The organism is Saccharopolyspora rectivirgula DSM 43747, from assembly GCF_000497205.1.
GTDB lineage: Bacteria > Actinomycetota > Actinomycetes > Mycobacteriales > Pseudonocardiaceae > Saccharopolyspora > Saccharopolyspora rectivirgula.
This window is the reverse complement of the sequence record NZ_AYJW01000093.1, coordinates 1-11,722: the sequence shown is the minus strand read 5'-3', so window position 1 is coordinate 11,722 and position 11,722 is coordinate 1. Positions and strand designations below refer to the sequence as shown.

General features: G+C 71.7%; 10 protein-coding genes and 1 pseudogene. 8 read left to right on the top strand and 3 right to left on the bottom strand.

All coding sequences use genetic code 11. The features are described 5' to 3' along the window. The 4 genes from SREC43747_RS21415 to SREC43747_RS0118090 all read left to right on the top strand — a co-directional run. Positions 1-265, top strand: a 265-nt coding sequence (locus SREC43747_RS21415; protein ID WP_029722788.1) for a DUF3558 domain-containing protein, incomplete at its 5' end; no start/stop codon positions are given. A 12-nt stretch (positions 266-277) separates the two neighbouring features. Next, complete coding sequence (locus SREC43747_RS0118100; RefSeq protein WP_029722787.1) at positions 278-1,516, top strand: hypothetical protein; 1,239 nt, start codon at positions 278-280, stop codon at positions 1,514-1,516. A 1-nt stretch (position 1,517) separates the two neighbouring features. Continuing rightward, positions 1,518-2,321: an ESX secretion-associated protein EspG gene (locus SREC43747_RS0118095; protein ID WP_029722786.1), complete on the top strand. Its 804-nt coding sequence runs from the start codon at positions 1,518-1,520 to the stop codon at positions 2,319-2,321. A 107-nt stretch (positions 2,322-2,428) separates the two neighbouring features. Further along, positions 2,429-3,052, top strand: a complete 624-nt coding sequence (locus SREC43747_RS0118090; protein WP_029722785.1) for a nucleoside/nucleotide kinase family protein — start codon at positions 2,429-2,431, stop codon at positions 3,050-3,052. Here SREC43747_RS0118090 and SREC43747_RS0118085 read toward each other — a convergent pair. Continuing rightward, positions 3,049-3,240 (bottom strand): hypothetical protein, encoded by a 192-nt coding sequence (locus SREC43747_RS0118085; RefSeq protein ID WP_029722783.1) that lies wholly within the window; start codon positions 3,238-3,240, stop codon positions 3,049-3,051. The genes SREC43747_RS0118090 and SREC43747_RS0118085 overlap by 4 nt on opposite strands. Positions 3,241-3,272: 32 nt before the next feature. On the opposite strand from SREC43747_RS0118085, the gene SREC43747_RS21560 reads away from it, so the two are divergent. From SREC43747_RS21560 to smc, 3 genes are all read left to right on the top strand, one after another. Continuing rightward, a complete protein-coding gene (locus SREC43747_RS21560; protein ID WP_029722780.1) occupies positions 3,273-3,581 on the top strand; it encodes a hypothetical protein in 309 nt (102 codons plus the stop codon). A 324-nt stretch (positions 3,582-3,905) separates the two neighbouring features. Then, positions 3,906-4,190 carry an acylphosphatase gene (locus SREC43747_RS0118075; RefSeq protein WP_029722777.1) on the top strand — a complete coding sequence of 95 codons (285 nt, stop codon included), beginning with the start codon at positions 3,906-3,908 and terminating at the stop codon, positions 4,188-4,190. 139 nt (positions 4,191-4,329) lie between these two features. Further along, positions 4,330-7,962, top strand: coding sequence for a chromosome segregation protein SMC (gene smc / locus SREC43747_RS0118070; RefSeq protein WP_051388141.1), 3,633 nt, complete (start codon positions 4,330-4,332; stop codon positions 7,960-7,962). Between the two features lie 67 nt (positions 7,963-8,029). On the opposite strand, the gene SREC43747_RS0118065 is transcribed toward smc, so the two are convergent. Both SREC43747_RS0118065 and SREC43747_RS0118060 read right to left on the bottom strand, forming a co-directional pair. After that, positions 8,030-9,544, bottom strand: a complete 1,515-nt coding sequence (locus SREC43747_RS0118065) for a sodium:solute symporter (protein ID WP_029722774.1) — start codon at positions 9,542-9,544, stop codon at positions 8,030-8,032. 8 nt (positions 9,545-9,552) lie between these two features. Further along, entirely contained in the window at positions 9,553-10,722 is a 1,170-nt protein-coding gene (locus SREC43747_RS0118060; protein WP_029722772.1) for an anhydro-N-acetylmuramic acid kinase, read from the bottom strand. Positions 10,723-10,899: 177 nt separating this feature from the next. Here SREC43747_RS0118060 and SREC43747_RS21745 point away from each other — a divergent pair. Then, positions 10,900-11,722 (top strand): annotated as a pseudogene (locus tag SREC43747_RS21745) (signal recognition particle-docking protein FtsY); the annotation flags it as partial.

Genomic DNA, 11,722 nt, shown 5'->3' with positions numbered 1-11,722 from the left:
CGACTTCAAGGACGAGCTCGGTGAGCCGTTCCCGGAGACGGCTGCTTCCTACGACATCTCCGGTTTTCCCGCGGAGCAGATGCAGCCCGGCGCGGGCTTGGAGGGACTTGGTTGCCACGTGCTCGTGGATGTCGCTGAAGGGGAAACCCTCGATGTGTTCCTGGGCAACATGAACGGCTCCGAGGGCATGACCAATGAGCAGATGTGCTCGATGGCGAAGCAGTCGGCGCAGGCCGTGGTGGCGACCTTGCAGGCGCAAGGGTGAGGGGTGCGGCAGATGACGGACATCGACCGGATCCGCGATCTGCGTTTCGAGGGGATGGACATCCCGCAGCTGCAGGAGTGGATCGGGAAGATCAAGCAGGGGCGCGGCTCGGAGTCGATGCACAACGCCGTGGCCGCTCTGGACAAGTGCGTGCAGGTCGTCGTCGACCTGGACGAGCGGTTGCGGAACGAGCTCGGCAAGCTCGGCATCGACTGGCAGGGCAACGCGGGCGCACTGGCGCACGAGGCGGGGAGGCAGCGCAGCGTCGTGCTAGCCGAGGCCCCCGAAGCGCTGAAGACGTCGGCCGCCAGCGTGGACGATCAGGGCAGCAGCTTCGAGTCCGCCCGCAACACCCTGCCCAACACCGATGAACTGCAGCACAAGCAGTCGGAGAACTTCTTCGAGTGGGCCGGCGGGGCGTTCGGCTACGAAAGCGACTACGACAAAGAGGCCAAGCAGATCCAGGCCCAGCGCCAAGCGGCCCAAGCGGCCCTGGCCGGCTACCGCGACAGCACGGTGAGCAACGCGCAGCGCTTCCAGCCGCTGCCGGAGATGCCGGCCGCCACGGTCGCGGCTCAAGCGCCGTCGGCGCCGTCGGTCGGTGGCGGGATGGCCGGCAGCTCGTTCTCCACCCCGGGAACCCCGGGCGGGGAAGCGGTTCCCGGTGGGCACGCAGCTCCCGGCGGCGGGTACGGCACGCCCGGCAGTGCGGGCAGCACGGCCGGTGGTGGGCGCAGCGGCGCCGCGGAGATGCCGAGGCAACCCGACCTGGCCGGCGCGGCGAATCCGCGCCTGAAGGAAGACGGCGGTTACCGGCTCAGCACCGCGAGTGCGGTGGGTGCCGGGGTTGGTGGTGCGGCCCTGGCCGGTTCCGGTGCGGCCGCGGCCAGCAAGCTCCTCGGCGGCGCCGGCAAGGCAGGCGGAACTGGCGCCGGCGGGCGTGCTGGTGCCTCCGGGGGAGGAAGCTCCCCCGGGCGAGGCGGCTCGTCCGGAGTCGGTGGTGGCCCGGGCGACACGACCGCTGGGCGTCCCGCGGGCAACACCCCCGGCAGCCGTCCGGCCGCCGGGTCGTTGATGGGACCGGCGGCCACCCGCGACCGGAAAGCCGACCCGGACGCGGAGCACCAGAACGACTACGTCATCGAAGAAACCCCGTTCGACGACGAGCGGCTCGTCGCGCCGCCCGTTCTCGGTGATGATGTCCCGGCCCAGCCGGACGACGACGAAACTGAGCTGAGGAAACAGGACTGACGTGCGCCCCGGTGCTGAAGCAGACCCGATCGTGCTGTCCACAACGGAATTCGATGTGCTGTGCGAAGCCGAGCGGCTCACCGACCACCGGCACGTCGTCCTGGACGTGCCGAGTCCCGGCGCCACCTACACCGAGCGCGCCGAGATCGTCGCGCAGACCTGGGCGTCGTTGCGGTCCCGCCGGCTCGCGCAGCCGCACCGCGACCAGGTGGACGAAGACCTCGGCGACCTGTTGGTGCTGCTGGACCGTCCGCAGCGCAGCGTCGACGTGCGGATCTGGGCCGATCGCCAGATCCGGGCCCTGGCCGCCGGGAACGGCCGGGCCGGGGTGCTGGTGATCGTGGACGGGGACATCGTGGAGCTCACCCCGATCCGGGGCACCGCGCTGGTGGAGGCGGCGGTGTCGGTGGCCGGTGAGCTGCCGGCCGGCCCGGGGCGTTCGGTGAGCGTTCCCAACGACGTGCTGCGGCGCGCTGGAGAACGCGCCGGGCAGTGGAACCCGCAGGGGCTGTGCGACGAGCTGCGGGCCCTGGGCGTGTCCGCAGGGGACGCCACCGACCTGGCCGTGATGGCCGACGGGATGGGAATGCGCGGCCAGTTCGGGGTGGAAAGCCGTCCCCGGCGCGATGCCGGAGCCGAACGCGCTGACCGGGTGGTCGCCTTCCACGACACGCCCGCCGGGCGGTACCTGCACGTGGTGCGGCCCAGCGGCGACGGTCGCCGGTGGAGCACGATCGCCCCGGCCGACAACCAGCGGATCGCCGAGTACGTGCGGGAGCTGATGGCCGAGGTCTGGGAGGACTGACCCCGCCGCTCCCGCGGTCGTCGGATTCGGCCGCCGCGGGAGCAGCTGCGCCGGTATCGTCTGCCTGCGCCCGAGCAGGACCCGGGCAGCGGAGGAAGGCGGCGGATGTGACCGAGTACCGCGAGCTGATAGCCCGGGCCCGCCAGCTCGCCGAATCCGGGCGGCGGATCCTCGGTATCACCGGCCCGCCCGGTGCCGGGAAAGGACTGGTGGCCAGGCGGATCCGGGACGCGCTGGCTCCCCGCGCGGTCGTCGTGCCGATGGACGGTTTCCACCTGGCGAACCGGGAGCTGCGGCGGCTCGGGCTGCAAGACCGCAAGGGCGCCCCGGAAACCTTCGACGCCGCCGGTTGCGTCGCTTTGCTGCGCCGGATCCGCGACGCGGGCGGGGAAACTGTCTACGCCCCCGAGTTCCACCGCGAAGTGGAGGAGTCCTACGCCGGTTCGATCCCGGTGGGGCCGGAGGTCGAACTGGTCATCACCGAGGGCAACTACCTGCTGCTGGACACCCCGCCCTGGTCGCAGCTGCGGGAATTGCTGGACGAGGTGTGGTTCTTGGCGCCAGACGACGAGGAGCGGGTGCAGCGGCTCATCCGCCGGCACATCAAGTACGGCAAAACACCCGAGCAGGCGAGGGAATGGGTGTACCGCAGCGATGAGCGCAACGCCCGGCTGATCGCGGCCACCCGGGCCCGCGCGGACCTGGTCGTCGACGGCGATCCGGTGGCCTAGCGCTTCTTCAGCTCGTCCCGCACCGCGTCCGGGATCCGTCCGGTGTGGTCGATCGGTGTCCACGGCTCGCTGCGGACCCACTGCGAGCCGCAACCGCGGCAGGCGAGCACCGGGAGCCCGCCGAGTTCCTTGCGCGTCGTGTGCCACGAGCACAGCGACCGGCAGGCGTGCGCAGCCAGCTCACCCATCACCGCCTCCAGGGCTCGCGGTGGGCGAGGGCGTGGGGATCTCGGTCGGCGTGGTCGGCTCCGTCGGGGGTTCGGTGGTCGTCGGGTCCGACGTGGGTGGTGTGGTCGTGGTCGTGGTGGGCGGCTGCGTGGTGGTCGTGGTGGGCGGCTGCGTGGTGGTCGTCGGGTCGGGCGGGAGCGTTGGCGACGGCGCGGGTTCTTCGCTGTCCGTGGTCGTGGTGGTCTCCTCGCCGGTCGTGGTGGTGGCGGTGCTCGACGAGCTGGTGGGCTCGCTGGTGACCGGTGGGGGCGGGGGCAGCTCCGATTCCGAGGACGTGGTGGTCGTGGTCGTCGACCGGTAGGTGCTGGTCGGCTTCAGGGTGAAGTCCGGAGCGGCGTCCGGCTGCTGGCCGGTGCCGCCCACTACCGCGGCGGTCGTGGCGAAAACGGTCGCGATCGCCATCCCGGAGGCAGCGAGCACGACGAACCGCCTCGGTCTGGCGTCGGGGTCCTCCAACTGCTCCATCGGCTCCCACTCGTCGATCGGTCCTCGAACGCGCCCGCACCGCGCTGCACACGCCGCGGTGCGCCAGTACCACTCCGGTACCAGGGGTAACCGTAGCCGCCCGGTGCACGGGCCGGGTAGTGCCCGTGCTGCCGACCGGTTTGCGGCATCATGGACTGGCGTGACGGACACTGAGCAGACACGTCTGACGGCTTGGGTGCGCGGGCACGTGCAGGGGGTGGGGTTCCGCTGGTGGACCCGGGCCCGGGCGCTGGAGCTCGGGCTGGTCGGCAGCGCCACCAATCTGGCCGACGGCCGCGTGGAAGTGGTCGCGGAAGGCCCTCGGCAGGCGTGCGAGAAGTTGTTGGCCGCGCTGCGTTCCGGGGACACGCCGGGCCGGGTCGACTTCGTCGCCGAGCAGTGGTCGTCCCCCAAGGGCGGGCTGACCGGGTTCGTCGAACGCTGAGGAAGCGGACCGCGACCGGCGCGGTGAGCGGCCCGGGCGTCTCGGCGGTTCTGCGACCCGGCCGGGAACGCCGCAGGTAGGCTTGGCCGGAACGGCCGGAGAAGCCGCACGGAACCGGACGGGAAGGTCGATCGAAGCCGTGCACTTGAAGAGCCTCACCCTGAAGGGCTTCAAGTCCTTCGCCTCGGCTACCACGTTGCGCTTCGAACCCGGGATCACCTGTGTGGTCGGGCCGAACGGGTCCGGGAAGTCCAACGTGCTCGACGCGCTGACCTGGGTGATGGGCGAGCAGGGCGCCAAGGCCTTGCGCGGCGGCAAGATGGAGGACGTCATCTTCGCCGGCACCGCGGGTCGCGCTCCGCTCGGCCGGGCCGAGGTGACGCTGACCATCGACAACTCCGACGGTGCGCTGCCGATCGAGTACACCGAGGTCTCGATCACCCGCCGGATGTTCCGGGACGGCGCCAGCGAGTACGAGATCAACGGCAACTCCTGCCGACTGCTGGACATCCAGGAGCTGCTGTCCGACTCCGGCATCGGCCGGGAGATGCACGTCATCGTCGGGCAGGGGCAGCTGGCCAACATCCTGCAGGCCAAGCCCGAGGAGCACCGGCGGCTGATCGAGGAAGCCGCCGGGGTGCTCAAGCACCGCAAGCGCAAGGAGAAGGCGCTGCGCAAGCTGGACGCGATGCAGGCCAACCTGACCCGGTTGACCGACCTGACCGCGGAGCTGCGGCGCCAGCTCAAGCCCCTGGGCAAGCAGGCCGAGATCGCGCGCAAGGCCCAGATCGTGCAGGCGGACCTGCGGGACGCCCGGCTGCGGCTGCTCGCCGACGACCTGGTGACCGCGCGGGCCGAGCTGGCCCGGGACGAAGCCGACCAGGAAGCCGCCCGGGTCAAGCGGGCCGAGGTCGAACGGGCCCTGCAGGCGGCCCAAGCCGAGGAGCGGGCCCTGGAGGAGCAGGTGGCCGCGGACGCGCCACGGCTGAACCGCGCCCAGGACACCTGGTACCGGCTGTCGGCGCTGGAAGAACGGCTGAACGGGACCTTGCGGCTGGCCGCGGAGCGGCACCGCCACCTCACCACGCAGGACGAGGAGCAGCGCTTAGGCAAGGATCCGGAGCTGCTGGAGGCCGAAGCCGAGGAGGCGGCCGAGCAGGAGATCGAGCTGCGCGAGCAGATGGAGCAGGCTCGCGAAGCGCTCGACGAGGTGGTGCACCAGCGCGGCGAGCTGGAAACCGCGCTCCACGAGGCCGAGCAGGCGCACCTGGCCGCGGTGCGGGCGATCGCCGACCGACGGGAAGGCGTGGCCCGGCTGTCCAGCCAGGTGGAGTCGATGCGCAGCCGGGTCAACGACACCGCCGAGGAGATCGAACGGCTCACCACCGCGCTGGAGGAGGCCGCCGAGCGGGCCGCGGCGGCCGAGCAGGCCTGCGCCGACGCGGAGGAGGAGAGTGGTGGGCAGGACGAGGACGACGCCAGCCTGCAGCAGCGCTACGAGTCGGCCAAGCAGGCCCGGGAGGCCGCCCGCGAGCGGGTGTCGGAACTGGTGGCCGCCGAGCGGGCCGCGGAGCGGGAGATCGCTTCCTGGAAGGCCCGGATCGACGCGCTGTCCATGGGGCTGCAGCGCAAGGACGGCGCCGCGACGCTGCTGGAATCGGAGCAGGTCGACGGGCTGCTGGGGGCGGTTGCCGGGCTGTTGACCGTGGCGCCGGGGGCGGAGACCGCGCTGGCCGCGGCGCTCGGGTCGGCCGCGGACGCCGTGGCGGTGCGCGGTCTCGCCGACGCGGTGCAGGCCCTGGAGCTGTTGAAGGCGGAGAAGACCGGTCGGGCCGGCATCGTGGTCGGGGACGGTCCGGGCGGCGGCCGGGAGGACTGGCCGCAGCTGCCCGGGTCGGCCCGATGGGCGGTCGACCTGGTGTCGGTGCCGGAGGAACTGCGGTCCGCGGTGACCCGCATCCTGGACCGGGTCGCGGTCGTGGAGACGCTGTCCGAAGCGCAGCAGTTGGTCCAGCAGCACCCGGAGGTCCGCGCCGTGACCAAGTCCGGGGAACTGCTCGGCCAGCACTGGGCCAGCGGCGGGGTGGACGACCAGCAGAGCCGCATCGAGGTGCAGGCCGCGGTCGACGAAGCCGAACGGGAGCTCGCCGCGGTCCAGCGGCAGTTGGAGCAGCACTCGGCCGCCCTGGAAGGGGCCCGGGCCGAGGAGGAGGCCCGCCGCCAGGAAGTGCGGGCCGTGCAGGAGCAGATCAACGAGGCCAAGGTGCGCCGGGCGCGCAGCAGTGAACGGCTGTCCAGCTTGCAGCGGGCCGCTCGCGCCGCCGCGGCCGAGGTGGACCGGCTCTCCCAGCAGCGGGCGAAGGCCGAGGAGAACCGGCAGCAGGCGCTGAGCAAGCTGACCGAGCTGGAAGAGCGGCTGGCCCGGGTCAAGACCGAGCAGGAGGAGGCCCCGGAGCCGGACACCGCGGAACGGGACCGGCTCAGCAGCGAGCTCACCGTGGTCCGCCAGCAGGAGATGGACGCCCGGTTGCGGTTGCGCACCGCCGAGGAACGGGCCCGGGCCGTGCAGGGGCGGGCCGACCAGTTGCGGCGAGCTGCCCGGCAGGAGCGGGAAGCCCGGGCGCGGGCCGAGGCCGTCCGCAAGGCGCGGGAGCGGGCGGCGCGCATCACCCGGGCGGTCATCGAGGGGTGCGAAACCGCCCTGCAGCGGGTCGCGGAGTCGCTGCGCGCCGCCAGCGAGGAGCGGGACCGGGCGCAGGCGCTGCAGGCCGAGCACGAGCAGGCGCTGGCCGGGGTGCGCACCAAGGTGCGGGAGTTGACCGGGGAGCTGGAGAAGCTCACCGATGCGGTGCACCGCGACGAGGTGGTCCGGGCCGAGCAGCGGCTGCGGATCGAGCAGCTGGAGACCAAGATCGTCGAGGAGTACGGCATCGGCCTGGACGACCTGGTCGCCGAGTACGGTCCGGACGTGCCGGTGCCGCCGAGCCCGGCCGAGATGGCCGAGTACGAGGCCGCCCGAGAACGCGGTGAGCAGGTGAGCGAGCCGCCGCCGGTGCCCTACGACCGGGCGACGCAGGAGCGCCGGGCCAAGCGGGCGGAGAAGGACCTGGCGCTGCTGGGCAAGGTCAACCCGCTGGCGCTGGAGGAGTTCGCCGCGCTGGAGGAGCGCTACAAGTTCCTGTCCACCCAGCTGGAGGACCTCAAGGCCACCCGGCGCGACCTGCTCAGCGTCGTCAAGGAGGTGGACGAGAAGATCCTGGAGGTCTTCACCTCCGCCTACCACGACGTGGCCGCCGAGTTCGAGAAGGTCTTCAAGGTCCTGTTCCCCGGCGGGTCGGGGCGGCTGACCCTCACCGACCCCGACGACATGCTCACCACCGGGGTCGAGGTGGAGGCCCGTCCACCGGGCAAGAAGGTCAAGCGGCTCTCGCTGCTGTCCGGTGGGGAGAAGTCGCTGACCGCGGTCGCCCTGCTGGTGGCGATCTTCCGGGCTCGCCCGTCCCCGTTCTACGTGCTGGACGAGGTGGAGGCGGCGCTGGACGACACGAACCTGCGCCGGCTGATCACCCTCCTCGAGGAGCTCCGGGAGACGTCCCAGCTGATCATCATCACCCACCAGAAGCCGACCATGGAGATCGCCGACGCGCTCTACGGCGTGACCATGCGCGGCGACGGCATCACGCAGGTGATCTCGCAGCGGCTGCGGGACGGGTCGCAGAAGCGGGCGGCCGGGGTCGCGAGCGGCTCGGAGGATTCCGCGGCCGAGAGCTGACCGCACGGGCGGCCGCTCCGGCACGGGCGAGCAGGCCCGGTGGGAGCCGCCCGCCCGCGCCCGCGGATCACTCGGTGGCGGCTTTGGCGGGCTCGGTCGCCTCACCGAGCCCTTCCTTAGGGCGCCGCAGCGACAGCAACCCCCCGACGACCAGCGTGATCAGCACCCCGACCGGGGTGTACCAGGGGAACGCCAGGGCGGCTTGCCCGCCTTCGCCGTCCGGGAAGGTGATGCCGAGGGCCAGGTAGAGCACTCCGCCCAGGGTCACGAGGAACGCGACCACCGCGTCCGATTGCCGTGCCCGCCGGACGAGCAGGCCGAGCAGGAAGGCGCCGAGCAGGGCGCCGTAGGTGTAGCTGGCGATGCTCAGGCCCACCTCGACCACCGGGTTGTCGGTGCTGGTGAACATCGAGGCGAAGCCGACGAACACGACCGCCCACACCAGGGTCCAGACCTTGGCCAGGCTCAGCACCTGGCTGTCGCTGCCCGGGGTTCGGCGGAGGCGCTGGTACAGGTCGCTGACCGTGGAGGTGGACAGCGAGTTCAACGAGGAGGACAGGGTGCTCATGGCCGCGGCCAGGATCCCGGCGATGAGCAGACCGGACAGCCCCGTCGGCAGCTCGTTGACGATGAAGTACGGGAACAGCTCGTCGTCGCTGCTCAGGCCGAGCTGCTGGGGGTCGGCTCCGCGGAAGAACGACCACAGCATGCTGCCGATGAACAGGAACAGCGCGAACTGCAGCATGACCACGAACCCGCTGGCGATCAGCGCCTTCTGGCTGTCCCGCAGGTCGCGGCACGCCAGCAGCCGCTGCACCATGAGCTGGTCGGCGCCGTGGGAGGCCATCGCGAACACCGCGCCGCCCACCACCGCGGTGATGAACGCGTACTGGTTGGTCACCGGCGACGAGGTGAAGTCCAGCAGCTCGAACTTGCCCTCCGCGGCGGTGGTGGCCAGCCAGTCCCCGGGCAGCCGGGTGGCCAGGATCGCGCCGGCCGCGATGGCGCCGCCCACGTAGACCACCATCTGGATGGCGTCCACCCACACCACGGCCCGGATGCCGCCGAAGTAGGTGTAGACCACCGTAAACGCGGCCAGGATGGCGATGATCTGCCAGTAGGCCAGGTGGATGTTGAAGGAGTCCAGGATGACCTTGACCGGGATGGCGGTGGCGAACAGCCGGAGCCCGTCGGCCAGCAGGCGGGTCAGCAGGAAGGTGACCGAGGCGGTGCCCTGCAGGCCGGAGCCGAACCGCTGGCCGAGGAATTCGTAGGCGCTGACCAGGTTCCCCGCGTAGTACTTCGGCAGCAGCACGAAGGCCACCACGAGGCGCCCGATGAGGTAGCCGATCGCCAGCTGCAGGTAGGTGAAGGTGCCGAGGTAGGCCACCGTCGGCACGCTGATCACCGTCAGCGTCGAGGTTTCGGTGGCGACGACCGAGAAGCACACCGCCCACCACGGCAGTTGCCGGCTGCCGACGAAGTAGTCCTTCGAGGTTCGCTGGCGCCCGCTGAGCAGCATTCCCAGCGCTGGCATCGCCACCAGGTACAACCCGATCACGACCAGGTCGAGTGACCGCATATGACCTCCTAGTTCGCGGGGAGCACCCGCAGCCGTCGCGGTTGTCGGGCGGCGGGGTCCGGCAGGCGCAGTGGTCCGCGGCCCGGCGTGATGCTGCCGAGCAACCGGGGGCCGCTGGCTCCGGTGGTGCCGGGGGTGTTGCCCGCCAGGCCGTTCCAGGTGAGGAATCCGAGCAGTGCGGTCAGGTAGGCCTCTTTGCCGTCGGTCGGCAGCCCCAGTTCGTCGCTGGTGCGCAGCGGTGCCCGCAGGTGGCGTCGGAGGGCGGCCAGCAGGACGGGGTTGTGCACTCCTCCGCCGGAGGCGATGACCCGTCCCGGGCGGTGCTGGTTGCAGGCGTCGGCGATGGTGACGGCGGTCAGCTCGGTGAGGGTCGCCAGCAGGTCGGCGTCCGAGATGCCGCCGATCTTCTCCACCCGCTGGTCGAGGTATTCGGCCGTGAAGTGCTCCCGCCCGGTGGATTTCGGGGGTGGCTGCCGGTAGTAGGGGTCGGACAGCAGCAGGTCCAGGAGCTCGGGGTGCGCGGTGCCGGCGGCGGCCAGGGCGCCGTCGGTGTCCTGCGGGGTGCCGGTCGCTCGCCCGGCCGCCAAGTCGATCAGCGCGTTGCCGGGGCCGGTGTCGTAGGCCAGCGGCTGCGGGCCGCCGACCACGGTGATGTTGGCGACGCCGCCGATGTTCAGGGCGATGTTCACGCCGGGTTCGCCGGCCAGCCAGAGGGAGTCGAGCACGCCGGCCAGCGGGGCGCCGTGGCCGCCGGCGGCGACGTCCCGGGCGCGCAGGTCGGAGACGACCGGCAGGCCGGTCGCTTCGGCGATCCAGGCGGGTTGGCCGATCTGCAGCGTTCCGCGGGCTCGCCCGTCCTCGACCCAGTGGAAGGCGGTTTGGCCGAGGGAGGCGATGAAGTCGATCGGTTCGTCGCTGAGTTCACCGGCGCGGCGGGCGGCGTCGGCGAACGCCCGGCCCACCCCGGTGTCCAGGCGGCAGAGCGTCTCCGCGCTGCACGTCGCCGGGGGCAGGGCGGCCAGCAGTTCGTCGCGCAGGGCTCGGGGGTAGGGGTGGGTGGTGTGGCCGAGCGGGCGCAGCACGACGGTTTCCCCGTCCAGGGTGAGCTCCGCGACGGCCGCGTCGACGCCGTCGGCTGACGTGCCGGACAGCACGCCCAGTACTCGCCAGGTGCGCACCCTTGTGGTGTATTGCACGCGACCGTGAAATGCAAGCGTGAACAGAAGTTTGTTGGTGAATTGCTGAAAATGATCTCAACCCGTTGGGAAATGACAACAATTGACGGCGGTCATCCGCGCTGACTGGGGGCGGGTCGGGTTCCGGAATCAGAACTCCCAGGTGGGAGGATGTAGGCCGTGACCACCTCAACCCTGATTGTGATCATCGTCGCCGCCGTGGTGGTGCTAGTGGCCGCCGTGGCAGTCGGCGTCGTCCTGAACCGCCGGCGGCGGATCAGCCTAACCGAGGACGAGAAGACGCGGAAGGACGCCGTTAAGGGCGGTGGTTACCGCACGAACGGCGGAATAAGCCTGGCGAGTGGCGGAACGGCCACGGCTGCCCCTCCGCAACACCCAGCCGGTGAGCGCACGGAGGTGGAAGGACAACCCGGGGTCGGGGACGACGCTTCGGTGCCCCGGGACAGCGAGCGGCGCGACATCGTCGACGTCTCCCTGCCGGACAGCGCGGGGACCACCACCGTCGAGGAACCGCCGCAGGACACCGCGCCACCCGCGGAAGTCGAGCCGGAAACCCCGGTCACCGAGGACACCGCGGCGGAGACCAAGACCGCTGACGACACCACCGCGGACACCCGGACCACCGAGGACACCGCAGCGGAGACCGGAACCGCTGCGGACACCACCGGGGAAGGCACCGGGAGCAGCACCGCTGCCCCGGCGGAACCCACCACCGCGGACACCGGGGTGCCGCAGCAGCGGGTCGAAGCCCCGCCCGAACCGGAGGCCCCGGCCCCGCCCGAACCGGAACCGGCGCCGGCCAAGCCGGAGATCGAGGAGATCGAGCCCACCACGGGCCGGCTGGAGCGGCTGCGCGGGCGGCTGTCCAGGTCCCGCTCCGCGCTCGGCCAAGGGTTGCTCGGCCTGCTGGGCGCCGGCGACCTGGACGAGGACTCCTGGGAAGAAGTCGAAGACGACGACGAGCCCCGCCAGCTGGTCCAGC